General features: G+C 68.7%; 15 protein-coding genes. 4 read left to right on the forward strand and 11 right to left on the reverse strand.

Annotated elements, in window-relative coordinates; genetic code table 11:
• A partial coding sequence (locus ON23_RS11465) for a cytochrome P450 (RefSeq protein ID WP_039778084.1) occupies positions 1 to 1200 on the reverse strand: 1200 nt, incomplete at its 3' end.
• 184 nt (positions 1201 to 1384) lie between these two features.
• On the opposite strand from ON23_RS11465, the gene ON23_RS11470 reads away from it, so the two are divergent.
• The 3 genes from ON23_RS11470 to ON23_RS11480 are packed head-to-tail and all read left to right on the forward strand — an operon-like array spanning position 1385 to position 3228.
• Positions 1385 to 2011: an HdeD family acid-resistance protein gene (locus ON23_RS11470; protein ID WP_083903851.1), complete on the forward strand. Its 627-nt coding sequence runs from the start codon at positions 1385 to 1387 to the stop codon at positions 2009 to 2011.
• 9 nt (positions 2012 to 2020) lie between these two features.
• Positions 2021 to 2584, forward strand: coding sequence for a maltokinase N-terminal cap-like domain-containing protein (locus tag ON23_RS11475; RefSeq protein ID WP_039778085.1), 564 nt, complete (start codon positions 2021 to 2023; stop codon positions 2582 to 2584).
• Positions 2585 to 2619: 35 nt separating this feature from the next.
• Positions 2620 to 3228 carry a DUF4232 domain-containing protein gene (locus ON23_RS11480; protein ID WP_083903852.1) on the forward strand — a complete coding sequence of 203 codons (609 nt, stop codon included), beginning with the start codon at positions 2620 to 2622 and terminating at the stop codon, positions 3226 to 3228.
• Between the two features lie 28 nt (positions 3229 to 3256).
• Here ON23_RS11480 and ON23_RS11485 read toward each other — a convergent pair whose 3' ends face one another.
• Entirely contained in the window at positions 3257 to 4078 is an 822-nt protein-coding gene (locus tag ON23_RS11485) for a cyclase family protein (protein WP_039778087.1), read from the reverse strand.
• A gap of 58 nt (positions 4079 to 4136) precedes the next feature.
• Entirely contained in the window at positions 4137 to 5021 is an 885-nt protein-coding gene (locus ON23_RS11490) for an SDR family oxidoreductase (protein ID WP_039778088.1), read from the reverse strand.
• 73 nt (positions 5022 to 5094) lie between these two features.
• On the opposite strand from ON23_RS11490, the gene ON23_RS11495 reads away from it, so the two are divergent.
• The gene (locus ON23_RS11495) at positions 5095 to 5667 is read left to right on the forward strand and encodes a TetR/AcrR family transcriptional regulator (RefSeq protein WP_039778089.1); all 573 of its coding nucleotides are present in this window, start codon (positions 5095 to 5097) and stop codon (positions 5665 to 5667) included.
• A 15-nt stretch (positions 5668 to 5682) separates the two neighbouring features.
• Here the strand turns inward: ON23_RS11495 and ON23_RS11500 are convergent, their stop codons facing one another.
• From ON23_RS11500 to ON23_RS11535, 8 genes are all read right to left on the reverse strand, one after another.
• Positions 5683 to 6507: an SAM-dependent methyltransferase gene (locus tag ON23_RS11500; RefSeq protein ID WP_039778090.1), complete on the reverse strand. Its 825-nt coding sequence runs from the start codon at positions 6505 to 6507 to the stop codon at positions 5683 to 5685.
• A gap of 110 nt (positions 6508 to 6617) precedes the next feature.
• The gene (nuoN, locus tag ON23_RS11505) at positions 6618 to 8243 is read right to left on the reverse strand and encodes an NADH-quinone oxidoreductase subunit NuoN (RefSeq protein WP_039778091.1); all 1626 of its coding nucleotides are present in this window, start codon (positions 8241 to 8243) and stop codon (positions 6618 to 6620) included.
• Positions 8240 to 9889: an NADH-quinone oxidoreductase subunit M gene (locus ON23_RS11510; RefSeq protein ID WP_039778092.1), complete on the reverse strand. Its 1650-nt coding sequence runs from the start codon at positions 9887 to 9889 to the stop codon at positions 8240 to 8242. The genes nuoN and ON23_RS11510 overlap by 4 nt, the downstream gene beginning before the upstream one ends.
• Entirely contained in the window at positions 9886 to 11790 is a 1905-nt protein-coding gene (gene nuoL / locus ON23_RS11515) for an NADH-quinone oxidoreductase subunit L (protein ID WP_039778093.1), read from the reverse strand. Before nuoL ends, ON23_RS11510 begins: the two co-directional genes overlap by 4 nt.
• Position 11791: 1 nt before the next feature.
• Entirely contained in the window at positions 11792 to 12091 is a 300-nt protein-coding gene (nuoK, locus tag ON23_RS11520; protein WP_039778094.1) for an NADH-quinone oxidoreductase subunit NuoK, read from the reverse strand.
• Complete coding sequence (locus tag ON23_RS11525) at positions 12088 to 12924, reverse strand: NADH-quinone oxidoreductase subunit J (protein ID WP_051042435.1); 837 nt, start codon at positions 12922 to 12924, stop codon at positions 12088 to 12090. Before ON23_RS11525 ends, nuoK begins: the two co-directional genes overlap by 4 nt.
• The gene (nuoH, locus tag ON23_RS39785; protein ID WP_083903853.1) at positions 12921 to 14834 is read right to left on the reverse strand and encodes an NADH-quinone oxidoreductase subunit NuoH; all 1914 of its coding nucleotides are present in this window, start codon (positions 14832 to 14834) and stop codon (positions 12921 to 12923) included. The genes ON23_RS11525 and nuoH overlap by 4 nt, the downstream gene beginning before the upstream one ends.
• 1 nt (position 14835) lies before the next feature.
• On the reverse strand, positions 14836 to 15597 hold a 762-nt coding region (locus ON23_RS11535; protein ID WP_039778095.1), incomplete at its 5' end, for a molybdopterin dinucleotide binding domain-containing protein.

Raw genomic sequence — 15597 nt, forward strand, 5'->3', positions numbered from 1 at the left:
GCCCAGTACCTCCGACAGCACCGCCGTGCCCTCCATCAGTGAGAATCCGGCCCCGATACAGCGGCGCACACCGCCACCGAACGGCAGCCAGGTATTGGCGGTGACACTGCCGTCGAGAAAGCGTTCGGGACGGAAACTCTCGGGTTCGGGATGATTGTCGGGATTCGCATGCGCCAGCACGATCGAGGTCTGCACGACGGTCCCACGGGGCAGCGTGTACCCGCCGATCGTCGTCTCGCGCGTCAGCCGGCGCAAGGTGCCGCCGATGACGGGATGGCGGCGCATCGCCTCCTTGAGCACCGCTTCCAGATATCTGTCGTCGCCCTCGGCGGCCGCGCGCCGCGCCCGCTGCTGCACGTCGGGATGGGCGGCCAATTCGAACATCGCCCACGACAGCGCCGACGCGGTGGTCTCGTGCCCGGCCAGCAGCAGCGTCACCAGTTGATCGCGGAGTTCGGCATCCGACAGCGGCTCGTCACCGGCCTGCGCGCCCACCGCGAGCAACCGGGCCAGCACATCGGCGCGGTCGCCGGGATCCGGCTCGCCGCGCCGGCGCGCGATCTCCTCGTAGAGCAGGGCGTCGATCGCGTCCTTGTTGTCGGCGAACCGCTTCCACGGGCCGAAACGCTGCAGCCGATGCCATTTCCAGCCCAGGAAGATCAGCGGGCCCACATCGACCAGATAGCGCAGCCGCGGCGCGAGGTCGGCACGCCCGCGCTGCTCGCTGATACCGAACACCACCTGCATGATCACATCGAGTGTCAGGTCGTTCATTCGCGGCAACGTCACGAGGGTGGTGTCCGGTTGCCACTGGTCGATGTGGTGTTTGGCGATGGCCTCGACCAGGTCGCGATAGCCGCGCAACGCCGAGCCGGTGAACGCCGGCATCAGCAATCGGCGGGCGCGGGCGTGTTCGTCCTCGTCGGTGAGCAACAGCGAATGCTGTCCCATCACCGGCTCCAGCACCCGATTGCCCTCGCCGGCATGCAGATCCGCCGGGGCGCCGGCGAAGATCTCGCGGATGTGCTCCGGACGTGAGAACACCACCAGATTCTCGGCATACGGTGCGATCATGCGCATCGTGTAGACATCGCCGTAGCGGCGGGAGGCCACCCCGGCGAACCAGCCCCGCCATTTCGCGTGCAGCAGCGTCTGCGCTACTCGCGGCAGCCGGGGACCCGGCGGAAACACAGTGCTCATGAGGCAACCTCCCGGCGGGCCGCAACGGTGCGAGATCCGATATCCCACCTACGGTAGCCCGGTAGCCGTTACCGAACCACACATGTTCTCCGAGCGGGTGTGCGGCTGTCCGATAGCTGGATCGGCCGGGCCGAACCTGTGAAATTGCGCAGGGCGCACCGTGCGGGGCCATATCATCGGGGCCATGCCCACCTTCCGAGCAGCCGGACGCAGGGATGTCTTCGCTGGTGATGCCTGGCACCTGGCGTGTGCGATCGGCTGTGCGTCGGTCGTTGTCGGGGTGGTTCTGCTCGTTTGGCCCGATAAGTCCGTTCAGGTAGCGGAGCTATTGCTCGGCACGACGCTGCTGTTGACGGCCGCCTGGCAATTCACGGTGGCGTTCCGGGCGCGCATTCGCGGCGGGCTCAAGGCGCTGGAATTCGTGAGCGGGGCCCTGTCGGTACTGCTCGCGCTGTGGTGCATGCGCAGCGGAGACTGGGTGGCGTTGCTGGCCATGTGGGTCGGGATGGGATGGATGATCCGCGGCATCGTGCAGGCGATCGTCGCGGCCTGGTCGCAAGATCTGCCGAAGCCGGGCCGGCGCGAAGGCTACGGCCTGGCGACACTGCTGGCCGGGCTGATCGTGCTGGTGTGGCCGATCGACACCGTCGCGGCCCTGTCGGTGCTGGTCGGTGTCTGCCTGATCCTGCTCGGCGCGATGGAGATCCGCATGGCCGTGCGCGTGCGCCGTCCGGAACGCGGCGGCGACCAGGTGGGGGTGCGCGGCCTGCTCGGTCCGCGCGCGCAGACCCCGGTCCGGGCCGCGGATTAGGGTCGGCATATGGCTGTCGTTCACCACACCACCCTCGAACCGGGCAAACTCGAACTGCTCACCGCATGGCTGCCGACGCGCGAATGGTTCACCGGCACAACGCCGCACCTGCACAAGGCGGGCGGTTTCCGTCTCGACGACCCCGACGGCGAGGTGGGCATCGAACACATGCTCGTCGTCGACACCGCCGATGCCCGCCGGCCCGTCTACCACGTACCGATGACCTATCGCGGCGCGCCGCTGCCCGGCGCGGACGCGGCGCTGATCGGCACCTCCGAACACGGCGTGCTCGGCACCAGGTGGATCTACGACGCCGCGCACGATCCGGTGGCACTCGCGCAGATGGCGGCGCTGCTCAGCGGGCGCGCGGTGGCCCAGGACCAGAACCTCAGCGACACCCCGGACCGCACCGTCGAGGTGTCCGCCGTCGCCGCGGCGACACCGAAGACCGTGCGCGTCAACCGGATTCCGCCGCGGTCGGCCGCCTCCGCGCACGGATGGGTGCGAGTGGGCTGGACCGATGCGGAGGGCACGGCGGCCGAGGGGGTAGTGCTGGAGGCAGCGGTGAACTGAACGCGCACGCGTGCGCGCCGGAAGGAGTCGAGGTGATGATCGGCAGATACGGAAATCGGACAGCAGCGGCGGTGGTACTCGGCGCGGCCGCCGCCACCGCGCTCGCCGGTTGCGCGCAGCACGACTCCGCACCTGCCACATCGGCTCGCCCGGCCACCGAAACCTCCGCCGCACAGCCGCCTTCGCCGCAGGCGAGTCCGACGGCGGTGCCCACCACCACCGCGCCGGCCGTCGTCGCGTGCCGGCCGCGCCAACTGGACATTGCCGCGCACACCCTGTCGCCGGGCATGATGCATCGCGGCGTCGAACTGACCTTCACCCTCGCGGCCGACACCCCGCCCTGCACGATCGGCGGCTATCCCGGCGTCGACACCGGCGAGGGCGGCCCGGTCCTGCACGCCCGACGCACCCCACGCGGTTACATAGGCGGCCTGCCCTCCGACGACGACACGCCGCCCACCGTCACCGTGCTGCCCGGCCGCCCTGCCCGCGCGGTCGTGGAGGGGTCCGCGATGGGCCCGGCCGGGGAGGACTGCCCGCTGTACACGAGTCTGGCTGTGACAGCCCCGGATTCGACCGACACCCACACCGTGCACACCACCATCGACACCTGCGCTCTGGAGGTGCATCCGGTCACCGGCTGAAGCGGCCCGCGTCGCGGTGTGCCGGATCTCAGGTGAGGGCGAGCATTCGGCACGGTCCGCCCGTACCGCCGATGTGTTCGGGCGTCCCGACCACGACGGTGGCACCGGTCGGCGGGACCGAGCCGAGGTTGGCCACCATCTCCACGCCGTAGCGTCCACCGCCGAGGAATGCGGTGTGGGCGCCGTAGTCGGGGTCGGCCGCATGGTCGAGGCTGAGTGTGTCCACCCCCGCGCCGGCGATATCGCGCCGGCGCACAAGGTATTCCGCAGCCTCGGCGCAGAAGCCGGGAGCATGCGGGGTGCCCTCGGCGTCGAGGTTGACGAAGGCCGCCGGATGGGCGAGCCGGCGTTCCCACCCGGAGTACATGGCGACGAAGGCGCGCGGGGGAATGCGGCCGTAGATCCGCTCGAAAGCATCGATGTCGTCGATCGTGACCGTCGCATCGACGTCGAACGACGCCTTCGCGCTGATGTCGATCACGATGAGCGGAGCCACCAGATCGCGCACCGAGAAGGCGCCGGGCGCCGCCCCGCCGGATGCCCGGCGCAGCGGTGCGTCGACATGGGTTCCGGTGTGCTCCCACAACGCGATCGCGTTCTGATCGAAACCTCCCAGCGCATGCCATCCCACCGGAACCATCGCGAACGGCGGATTGCCCGGCCACATCGGCGTATTCGGCCCCACCGGATGCGTGAGGTCCACGACGGTCCCCGTGCCCGCGCGTGCGACGGGTGCGGTGGCCGCCGCCAGTGCCGCCAGACCCGCGGCGCCCGACAAGGCGCGCCGCGACGGGGCCGCCGGGAAATCCGCGCTGTCGTGGGCGATCCGGACGATCCGAGGTGCGCACATGGTGACCGGCAGCTTAGTCGCTGCCTGGGCACACCTGCACGGAGACGGCGAGTCACCCTCAGTCCGGGATGCGAGGTGGCCAGTGCCGCAATGCTTCTCCTTCCCGATCGAGGAATTCGGCGAATGTGGTGGCCGGTCGTCCGGTGAGATCGGCCACCGCCGAGGTGGTTTCGGACAATGTGCCGGCCGCCACCTCGCGATAGAGCTGAGCGACATCGTCGGCGAACGCGGCGGGAAGCCCTTGCGCGACCAGGCGCCGGGCGAACTCGCGCACCGGCAGATCCACATACGACACGGTCCGGCCGATCACCCTCGACAACTCGGCGGCGATCTCGGTATGCGACAGTGCTTTCGGTCCGGTCACCACGAACCGCTCGCCGCCGCCCCGGCCGCCGGTCAGCAGCTCCACCGCGCACGCGGCGATATCGGCGCAATCCACATAGGAGACCCCGGCGTCACCGTACGCGCCGATGAGATCGCCGCTGTCGGTGAACGAACCGGCGCCGGTGAGGAAGTTCTGCATGAACCCACTCGGCTGCAACACCGACCACTCCAGGCCGGAGGCCTCGAGGTGGGCCTCGATCTCGCCGTGCGCACCCTCGGCCAGCAATCCGCCGACCCGCGCGCCCCACACCGACACCTTCACCACGCGCTCCACGCCCGCGCGAACCGCCGCGTCGATCACCGCGTTCTGCTGCGCGATCATCGGCTGCGGGCCCGAGACCGGAACGGCGCCCGGCGAACACAGGAATATCCGATCGACGCCCGCCAGCGCGGCCGTCAGCGTTTCCGGCTCGTCGAGGTCACCGACCGCCACATCTGCGCCCAATTCGCGCCCCCGGATCGCATCCCGCACGAACGCTCGAAACGGGACCTGTTCGCGCCGCAGGTGACCAACCACGTGCCGGCCGATCGAACCGGTGGCACCGAAGACCAGGATCATGCGAAACTCCTACTAAAATCGAGGGACCCTCGAAATAATAACTCGAGGCTGCCTCGACTTAGAAGGGTTGGTTGTGAACGACACCCCGTCCACCCGGCGCAAGCCGCGCGCCGACGCCCGCCGCAACCGGCAGTCGCTGCTGGCGGCCGCCGATACCGTCTTCGCGGAAGGCGGCGTCGACGCGCCGCTCGAGCAGGTGGCGCGGCGAGCCGGCGTCGGAATCGGAACCCTGTACGGCCATTTCGCGACGCGCCGCGCATTGGTCGCCGCACTGTTGTCGGAACGCAACGAGACACTGTTCGATCGCGGCGAGAACCTCTGCGAGCGGCAGCAGGACTCCGCCGGGAACCTGGCGGCATGGGTCGCACTCGTCGTCGAGCACGCCGCCACCTACCAAGGATTGGCCGCCCTGCTCGCCGAGGGAGCGCACGACGACGACCATGAACTACACGCCGACTGCGCGAGAATGGATCGCATCACCGAACGACTGACCGAGCGAGCACGGGACGCGGGCGCGCTGCGCGCCGAGGTCACGGCCGCGGATATCGCCACCCTGATCAACGCCGCGGCCTGGACCCGCGAGCAGGCCGGGGCGGACCGCGCGCAACGCCTCATCGCGGTGGCGCGGACCGGCCTGTTCGCGTGAGCCGGAGCGAGTGTCTCAGTGGGTCTTGCGGGCCAGAGCGCACGCGATGAGTTGTTCCCACAGGGTCGGTTCGCGCTCGGCCGGACCGATGCGCGAGACCGAGGCGTCGGCTTCGGCGGGCCGCCAGCGGGCGCAGATCTCGAGTCCCGGCTCCAGCACCTCGAGATCGCCGAACAGGTCGAGGATCTCCTCGTCCGAACGCCAGCGTCCGCGCCCGAACGTCGCCTGCAATTTCCCCTCGGCGGCCTGCGTCTCCTCGTTGAAGCCGGAACGGAAATGCGAGATGTAGATCTGCGAGCCGACCGGGATCCGGTCGGTCCACCACCGCACCAGTTCGGCCGGATTCTCGTCGTCGTTGAGGTGGTGCAGGATCGCGCTGAAGATCACCGCCACCGGCTCGCCGAAATCGATCAGCCGCTGCAGATCCGGATGGGAGAAGATGGCCTCCGGATCACGCAGATCGGCGTGGATGACCGTGGTGTCGTCGTCGGCGGCCAGCAGTGCGCGACCGTGGGCCAGCACGATCGGATCGTTGTCCACGTACACCACACGCGGCGCGTCGAGATGACGCTGTGCGACCTGATGCACATTGTCGACGGTCGGCAGCCCGCTACCCATATCGATGAACTGGCGCACACCGGAGTCCGCGATATCGGCGACCGCGCGAATCATGGCCTGCCGGTTGGCATAGGCGATGGCGACCGAACCGGGTAGATCGTTGATGAAGTAGTCGCCGACCTTGCGGTCGACGGCGTAGTTGTCGCGCCCGCCCAGCAGATAGTCGTACACGCGGGCGATACTCGGCTTGGATTGATCCACCTGTGCGGCGCTGTCGGTCATGACACCTGTTTCTGTGCGCGGAGGTCCTCGTCGGGCTCGATCCTAGGCCCGCCGTCGGCTTTTCGGTGCGGTGTCGCCGAGAACCGTTGTCTGCGAGATGTTTTCCGAGATCACCCGGTGACGAATCCGACCGCGCGGTTCGCAAGGTCGAGCAGCGGCTGCGGCACGATACCCAGGGCCAGTGTGGCGGCGCCGGTGACGATCACGACCATCGTGGTCACCGGCGCGGTGACCACGGCGGGCGGTGCCTCCGGCGGATCGGTGAAGAACATCTGCACGATGACGCGGATGTAGAAGAATACGGCGATCGCACTGGAGATCACACCGACGATCACCAGGTACGCCGCGTGCCCGGCGGCGGCCGCCGAGAACACGGCGAATTTCCCGACGAAACCACTGGTCAGCGGAATACCCGCGAACGACAGCAGAAACAGCGCGAAAACCGTTGCCAGCCATGGGGAACGGCGGCCGAGCCCGGCCCACGCCGACAGTGCGGTGGCCTCGTCTCCCACCCGGTCGCGTACCAGCGTCACCACCGCGAACGCGCCGACCGTGCTCACGCCGTAGACGGCGAGATAGAACAGCACCGACGACACCCCGTCGGAATTGGCCGCCACCAGCGCGGTGAGGATGAACCCGGCGTGCGCGATGGAGGAGTAGGCGAGCATCCGCTTCACATCGGTCTGAGTCACGGCGAGGACGGCGCCCAGCACCATCGTGGCCACCGCCACGGCTCCCAGGATCGGACGCCAGTCCGCACTCAGCCCCGGAACCGCGACCTGCAGGATGCGCAGCAGCGCACCCACTGCCGCGATCTTGGTCGCCGCGGCCATGAACGCGGTGACCGCGGTCGGCGCGCCCTGATACACATCGGGCACCCACGACTGGAACGGCACCGCGCCGATCTTGAACAGCAACCCGACCACCAGCATCGCCACCCCCAGCACCGCAAGGGTTTTCGAGCCGGAGTCCCGGGCCACCGCGTCGGCGATGCCCGACAGCCGAACCGTGCCGGCATAGCCGTACAGCAGCGCCATCCCGTACAGGAAGAAGGCCGACGCGAACGCGCCCAGCAGGAAGTACTTCAACGCCGCCTCCTGCGACAGCAGCCGACGCCGCCGCGCCAGCCCGCACAGCAGATACAGCGGCAGCGACAGCACCTCGAGCGCGACGAACATCGACAGCAGATCATTGGAGGCGGGAAACAGCAGCATGCCGCCGACCGCGAACAGGGTCAGCGGAAAAACCTCGGTGGTGGTGATACCCGCCCGCGCCGCGGCGATCTCGTCCGAACTGCCCGGCACCGCCGCGGCCTGCGGGGTGAACGCGTCGACCACGACCGCGCCGGAGGCCAACGCGGCCGCCCGGCTCCAGGTTCCGGGACCCTCGCGGCTTTCGCGCGCCAGCCGCGGTTCGATCCCGCGTTCGGCCATCAGCGCGACCGCGAGGATCGCGACCACCAGGATGGTGCCCTGCAGCATCAGCGTCACGTTGTCGACCGCGACCGCGCCGACGGCCACCGTGGCATGGGTGCCCGCGAGCGCGATCACCGCCACCAGTGCCGCCACCAAACCGCCCAGCGCGAGCACCAGATGGACCGGATAACGCCACGAACGCGGCAGGAACGCCTCGGCGAGCACCCCGGCGACGGCCACACCGAAGACGACGAGCATCGGCGACAGGGCGTGGTATTCGATCGAGGGAGCCGGAACCGTCGCGGCCAGATACTGATTCACCGGTGGTTACCTCCGCTCGGAGTGGTCGCGGCCGGTACGGTCGCCGCATCCGGCGCGACCGTGGGCGCCGGATCGTGTTTGCCGATGGTGGTGAGGGTGCCGGCCACCGCCGGATTGATCCGGTCGAGAACCGGTTTCGGATACGCGCCCAGGACCAGCAGCGCCGCCAGCAACGGCACCACGACCACCAGTTCACGCGGCAGCAGATCCGGCAAGCGCTCGTTGCCCTTGCGGACCGGCCCGGTCATCATGCGCTGGTACATCCACAGCACATACAGCGCCGCCAGCACCAGCGCGCCCGTGGCGAACACCGCCGCCACCGGATATCTCGTGAACGTGCCGACGAGCACGAGGAATTCGCTGACGAACGGCGCCAGCCCGGGTAGTGACAGCGTCGCCAGACCCGCGATCAGGAAGGTGCCCGCCAGAATCGGCGCCACCTTCTGTACGCCGCCGAATTCGGCGATCGCCCGAGTTCCGCGGCGCGACACCAGGAATCCGGCGATGAGGAACAGCGCCGCGGTCGAGATGCCGTGGTTGACCATGTAGAGCGTCGCACCCGCGCCACCCTGATCGGTCATCGCGAAGATGCCGAGGATGATGAAACCGAAATGCGAGATCGAGGTGTAGGCGATCAGGCGCATCACATCGGTCTGCCCGATGGCCAGCAGCGCGCCGTACAGGATGCCGATCACCGCCAGCACGCTGATCATCGGCGCATAGGTGGTCGAGGCGGCGGGGAACAGCAGCAGGCAGTAGCGCAGCATGCCGAAGGTGCCGACCTTGTCGACCACCGCCATCATCAGCACCGCGCTCGCGGGTGTGGCCGAGACCGCCGCGCCGGGCAGCCAGGTGTGCAACGGCCACAGCGGCGCCTTGACCGCGAAGGCGAACATGAAACCGAGGAACAGCGCGTTGAGCACGGCCGGCCCGGCGCCGAGCTGCCCGGAATTCGCCGCCGCCGTGACCGCCCGGAAATCGAAGGTGCCGCCCTCGCCGCCGAGATGGGCTCGCGCGGTGAGCACGTACAGCCCGATCACCGCGGCCAGCATGATCAGGCCGCCGAACAGGTTGTACAGCAGGAACTTCACCGCCGCGCGCGAGCGCTGCTGCCGCAGTGCCAGTTCCACGGCCGCCGATTCGCCGCCACTGGTGCGGGGCCCGAATCCGCCGATGAGGAAGTACATCGGGATGAGCATGACCTCGAAGAACACGTAGAACAGCAGGATGTCGAGCGAGACGAACGAGATCAGCACCATCGCCTCGACGATCAGGGTGAGCGCGACATAGATGTGCGCGACCCGGCGCCCGCTGCCCGCCTCACGGTCGTCCTTCCACCCGGCGAGGATCAGCAGCGGCACCAGTGCGGCGGTCAACAGCAGCAGCACCAGCGCGATCCCGTCGACGCCGAGGGTGTAGCCGGCGCCGAAAGCCGGTATCCAGCGGTGTGATTCGACGAGTTGATACTGCGGCCCGCCCGGATCGAAACGCACCGCGACCACGATCGCGACGGCCAGGGTGGCCAGCGACAACACGAGTCCGGTCGCCCGGGCCAGCGTGCGCCGGCCGGCCGGGACGGCCAGCACGACGACGGCGCCGGCCAGGGGCAGCACCCACAGTGTGGTCAGCCAGGGATACTCCGTCACAGCAACCTCACCGCCAGCAGGGCCGCGACCACCAGGGCCGCGCCGGTGAACATGGACAGGGCGTACGAACGCACGAAACCCGTTTGCACGCGCCGGATTCGCGCGGACAGTCCGCCGATCACCGCGGCCGTGGTGTTGACGATGCCGTCGATTCCGCGGTTGTCGAGGAAGACCAGCGAGCGGGTCAGGTGGGTGCCCGGCCGCATGAACGCGGCCTCGTTGAACGCGTCGCCGTACAGATCGCGCCGGGCCGCGACGGTCAGCGGCGTGACCTCCTGCGGCGCGGTGCGGGGCACCGGCCGCCGCGCGTACTGGCGGTAGGCGACCGCGACACCGATCGCGACCACCACCAGCGCCGCCACGGTGACCGCCCATGCCGGTACGGCGCTTTCGGCGTGTTCGGTCCCGACCACCGGCGCCAGCCAGTTCTGCAGCGACGATCCGAAGACGAACACCCCGCCGGAGAACACCGAGCCGAGTGCCAGCACGATCATCGGTCCGGTCATCACCGCGGGCGCTTCGTGCGGATGCGGCTCGGTCCCGGATTCGCCCGCAGCCCAGCGCTTGTCACCGAAGAAGGTCAACAACATCACGCGGGTCATGTAGAAGGCGGTGATTCCGGCGCCGAGCAGCGCGGCGGCGCCGAGGGTGATGCCGTTCGCACCGCCGTACCCGAACGCGGCCTCGATGATCCGATCCTTGGAGAAGAACCCCGCGAACGGCGGTACCCCGATGATCGCCAGATAGCCGAGCCCGAAGGTGACGAACGTGATCGGCAGATACTTGCGTAGCCCGCCGTAGCGGCGCATATCCGTTTCGTCGTTCATCGCGTGCATGACCGATCCGGCGCCGAGGAACAATCCGGCCTTGAAGAAGCCGTGGGTGAGCAGATGCATGATCGCCACGGCGTATCCGGCCGGGCCCAGTCCAGCGGCCAGCACCATATAGCCGATCTGACTCATCGTGGACGCGGCCAGCGCCTTCTTGATGTCGTCCTTCGCGCAGCCGATGACGGCACCGAACAGCAGTGTCACCGCCCCGACCACCAGCACGCCGGCGCGCGCCGCCGGTGCGGCGTCGAAGATCGCGTTCGAACGCGCGATCAGATACACACCGGCGGTGACCATGGTGGCGGCGTGGATGAGCGCCGACACCGGAGTCGGGCCTTCCATCGCGTCACCGAGCCACGACTGCAGCGGCACCTGCGCGGATTTACCGCAGGCGCCCAGCAGCAACAGCAGCCCCAGAGCCGTGAGGGTGCCTTCGCTCGCATGCGGGACACCGGCGAACACGTGCCCGAAATCGACCGAGCCGAAGGTCGCGAACATCAGGAACAGCGCGATCGCCAAACCCATGTCGCCGACGCGGTTGACCACGAAGGCCTTCTTCGCCGCCGCGGCCGCCGACGGCTTCTCGTGCCAGAACCCGATCAGCAGGTACGAGGCCAGGCCCACACCCTCCCAGCCGAGGTAGAGCACCAGATAGTTGTCGGCCATGACGAGGACCAGCATCGCGGCCAGGAACAGGTTGAGGTAGGCGAAGAACCGCCGCCGCGCCGGATCGTGTGCCATGTAGCCGACCGAGTAGATGTGGATCAGCGAGCCGACGCCGGTGATCAGCAGGACGAAACACATCGTCAGCTGATCGAGCTGCAGCGAGAACTCGGCCTGCAGCGCGGCCACCGGCACCCAGCTGAAGAAGTTGTGCGACACCGCGCGATCGGCGCCGGCGCGGCCGAGCATCTCGGCGAACGCCCACACCGCCACGGCGAACGAGGCCACCGCGGTCGCGCAGCCCAGCCAATGCCCCCAGCGGTTGCTCGTGCGTCCCGCCAGCAGCAGGATCAGCGCACCGGCGGCGGGCAGGGCCGGCAGCAGCCAGAGCAGATTCCCGGTACCCACGTCAGTACTTCAGCAGGTTGGCGTCGTCGACCGAGGTCGAGCGGCGGGTACGGAAGATGGTCATGATGATCGCCAGGCCCACGACGACTTCCGAGGCGGCCACGACCATCGTGAAGAATGCGAAGACCTGCCCGTCGAGGTTGTGGTGCTGCCGGGCGAAGGTGACGAAGGCGAGATTGACCGCGTTGAGCATCAACTCGATGCACATGAACACCACGATCGCGTTGCGCCGCACCAGCACCCCGGCCGCGCCGATGGTGAACAGCAGGGCGGACAGATACAGGTAGTTGTCCGGATTCACCGCGGAGCCTTCCTCTCGTTGTCGCCGGTCGCGTGGGCGGCGTTGCCGCCGTTGCCTTCTCGCATACCGATCACCGCGTCCTCGGTGTGGGCGCGGCGGCGGCGATGGCGCAGGATGGTGCTCACCGACAGTTCGGCGAACGAGCCGTCGGGCAGCCGGGCCGGCACGTCGACGGCGTTGTGGCGGGCATAGACACCGGGCGTGGGCAGGGGAGTGATGCGATGGCCTTCGCGCAGGCGGCGCTGCGATTGTTCGCGCTGCCCGGTGCGCGGACCGAACCGTTCGCGGTGCGCGAGGATCATCGCGCCGATGGTGGCGGTGATCAGCAGCGCGCCGGTGAGTTCGAAGGCCCACACGTAGCGCACGAAGATCAGCTCGGCCAGCGCCGCGATCGGGTCGGCGCCGAATCCGGGCCCGGTGGCCGCCACCGAATCGTCGCGCACCCCGCGTGCGATCGCCGCGATCAGCAGCAGCCCGAATCCGACGCCCACCACGACGACGGCGATGCGGTGCCCGCGCAACGTCTCCCGCAGCGATTCGGACGCATCCACGCCGACGAGCATCAGCACGAACAGGAACAGCATCATGACCGCGCCCGTGTACACCACGATCTGCACCACGCCGAGGAACAGCGCGTCCTGGGCGATGTAGAACACCGACAGGGTGATCATGGTGGCCGCCAGGCACAGCGCCGAATGCACGGCCTTGCGGGCGCACACCATGCCGAGGGCACCCGCCACCGCGACCACGGCCAGGACCCAGAACAGCACCGCCTCGCCGGTGGATGTTCGCGTAACCGCTTCGGCGGCAAGGAAATTCACTCCCGGACTCACTGCGCACCTCCTTGTGCCGCGGTGGCGGCCGGTTGCCTTGCCACATCGGCGGCCGAGTCCGCGGAGTCCGGACTCACGAGATCCGGACCGTCGGAACCGGGTTGCCGCGCCACCGCGATACCGGTGGAACCGAGGCCGGTATCGCGGTCGGTGCCGGGCGCTGCGGGAACGGCGCCGAGGTAGTAGTCCTGCTCGGTGGCGCCCGGGTAGGCGGCGTGCGGTGGCGCGATCATCCCGTCGCCCAGCGGGGCGAGCAGCCGATCCTTCTCGTAGATCAGATCGGCGCGATTGTCATCGGCCAGTTCGTATTCGTTGGTCATCGTCAACGCCCGGGTCGGACATGCCTCGATGCACAGACCGCAGCCGATGCAGCGCAGATAGTTGATCTGGTACACGCGGCCGTAGCGTTCGCCGGGGGAGTAGCGCTCGCTGTCGGTGTTGTCGGCGCCCTCGACATAGATCGCGTCGGCGGGGCAGGCCCAGGCGCACAGTTCGCAGCCGATGCATTTCTCCAGGCCGTCGGGATGCCGGTTGAGCTGGTGGCGGCCGTGGTAGCGCGGCGCGGTGGGCACCTTCTCCTCGGGATAGAACTCGGTGTTCTTCTTCTTGAACATCGTGGCGAAGGTGACCCAGAAGCCGCCGATCGGTTCCAGCAGGCCGGCTTTGGTGGCGGGCGGCGCGGTGTCGGGCATCGGCGGGACGGGGAAATCCGAGAACTGTTGTGTCCCGGCTGTTTCCGGCGCCGGATTGTCCCCGGCGCGCCCGGCGCGCAGCATGATCGCCAGCAGGCCCACGGAGATGATCACCCCGGCGGTCACCAGGCCCGCGGTCTGCACGTCGTGGCCGTTGTCCTGCACCACCTTCAGCGTCGCCACGATCATCACCCACAGCAGCGACACCGGAATGAGCAGCTTCCAGCCGAGATTCATGAACTGGTCGTAGCGCAGTCGCGGCAGCGTCCCGCGCAACCAGATGAAGACGAACAGGAACGTCCAGACCTTCAGCGTGAACCACAGCAGCGGCCACCAGCCCGAATTCGCGCCGTCCCACAGGTTCAGCGGGAAGGGTGCGTGCCAGCCGCCGAAGAACAGTGTGGTGGCCAGCGCCGAGACGGTGCCCATGTTGATGTATTCCGCCATCATGAACATCGCGAATTTCAGCGACGAGTATTCGGTGTGGAATCCGCCGACGAGTTCCCCTTCGGCCTCGGGCAGATCGAAGGGGGCACGGTTGGTTTCGCCGACCATCGCCACCGCGTAGACGAGGAACGACGGCAGCAGCAGCCACACGTTCCAGGTGCCCCACTGCCGGTCCACGATGCCGGAGGTGGACATGGTTCCGGCCAGCAGGAACACCGCCGCGAAACACGCCGCCATCGCGATCTCGTAGGAGATCACCTGCGCGGTCGAGCGCAGACCGCCGAGCAGCGGATAGGTCGATCCCGACGACCACCCCGCCAGCACGATGCCGTAGACCCCGATCGAGGTCATCGCGAGGATGTAGAGCACTCCCACCGGCATATCGGTCAACTGCAGTGGTGTGCGGGTGCCGAAGATCGACACCTCCGGTCCGAGCGGTATCACCGCGAACGCCATCACCGCCGGAATCAGTGCGACGATCGGTGCCAGAATGTAGATCGGCTTGTCGACCATCGCCGGGACGATGTCCTCCTTGAGGAGCATCTTGACCCCGTCGGCGATGGATTGCAGCGAGCCGCGCGGCCCGACCCGGTTGGGGCCGACCCGCATCTGCATCCAGGCCACCACCTTGCGTTCGATCACCACCGCGAGCAGCGGGATGAGCAGCAGGAAGACGAAGATGCCGATGGATTTCACCACGACCAGCCACCAGGGATCGTGGCCGAAGGCGGACAGATCGGCGGGGGCGGCGACCAGCACGGCCGGCGACATCTCACTCATGGGGTTCCTCCCGTTGGATGCGCACGCGGTGACCGAGGGCGGTGGTGAGCCGGTCGTTGACCGTCGAATCCGCCGAATTCCACGGCAGCCAGGCGACACGATCGGGCATTTCGGTGATGTCGAGCGGCAGCACGATGCGGCCGTGTCCGGTGCTGATCCGCACCGCATCACCGGTGGCCGCGCCGATTTCGGCGGCGGTGGCCGGCGACAGCCGCAGGACCGGTCGGCGGGCGGTGCCGGCGAGATTCGGTTCGCCGTCCTGCATGCGACCGTTGTCGAGCAGCATGCGCCAGCCGGCGAGGACGGCGGTGCCGGTTTCGGTCTCCGGGAGCGCGGCCGACGGATACGCCGGCGGCTGCGGCCGGGGCCCGTCCCAGACGCCCAGGGCGTCCAGTTCCCCGCGGGCCGCCTCGACCGTCGGCAAGCCCAGTCGCACACCCATCTCGTCGGCCAGCGAATGCAGCACGCGATGATCGGCCAGCGGCGCCGCCTGCCGCCGCACGGTCGCATCGCCCAGGGCGGTGCCGAACGGCCGTGGCCTGCCCTCCCACGTGAGGTAGGTCCCCGCCTTCTCCATGGCCGAGGCGACCGGGAACACCACATCGGCGCGTTCGGTGACCTCGCTGTGCCGCAATTCCAGACTGACCACGAAGGCGGCGGCCTCGAGGGCGGCCCGGGCGGCGCGGGGATCGGGCAGATCGGCGATCTCCACACCGCCGACCAGCAGCGCGCCCGGGTGGCGGCCGGCGTCGAG

The organism is Nocardia cerradoensis NBRC 101014 (assembly GCF_000308535.1).
GTDB lineage: Bacteria > Actinomycetota > Actinomycetes > Mycobacteriales > Mycobacteriaceae > Nocardia > Nocardia cerradoensis.

What these genes read in the sequence shown, in the direction of transcription:
- ON23_RS11470 (WP_083903851.1), top strand. Translation starts at nt 1,385, where the DNA reads ATGCCCACCTTCCGAGCAGCCGGACGCAGGGATGTCTTCGCTGGTGAT.
- ON23_RS11490 (WP_039778088.1), bottom strand. Translation starts at nt 5,021, where the DNA reads ATGATCCTGGTCTTCGGTGCCACCGGTTCGATCGGCCGGCACGTGGTT.
- ON23_RS11475 (WP_039778085.1), top strand. Translation starts at nt 2,021, where the DNA reads ATGGCTGTCGTTCACCACACCACCCTCGAACCGGGCAAACTCGAACTG.
- nuoH (WP_083903853.1), bottom strand. Translation starts at nt 14,834, where the DNA reads ATGTCGCCGGCCGTGCTGGTCGCCGCCCCCGCCGATCTGTCCGCCTTC.
- ON23_RS11485 (WP_039778087.1), bottom strand. Translation starts at nt 4,078, where the DNA reads ATGTGCGCACCTCGGATCGTCCGGATCGCCCACGACAGCGCGGATTTC.
- ON23_RS11480 (WP_083903852.1), top strand. Translation starts at nt 2,620, where the DNA reads ATGATCGGCAGATACGGAAATCGGACAGCAGCGGCGGTGGTACTCGGC.
- ON23_RS11500 (WP_039778090.1), bottom strand. Translation starts at nt 6,507, where the DNA reads ATGACCGACAGCGCCGCACAGGTGGATCAATCCAAGCCGAGTATCGCC.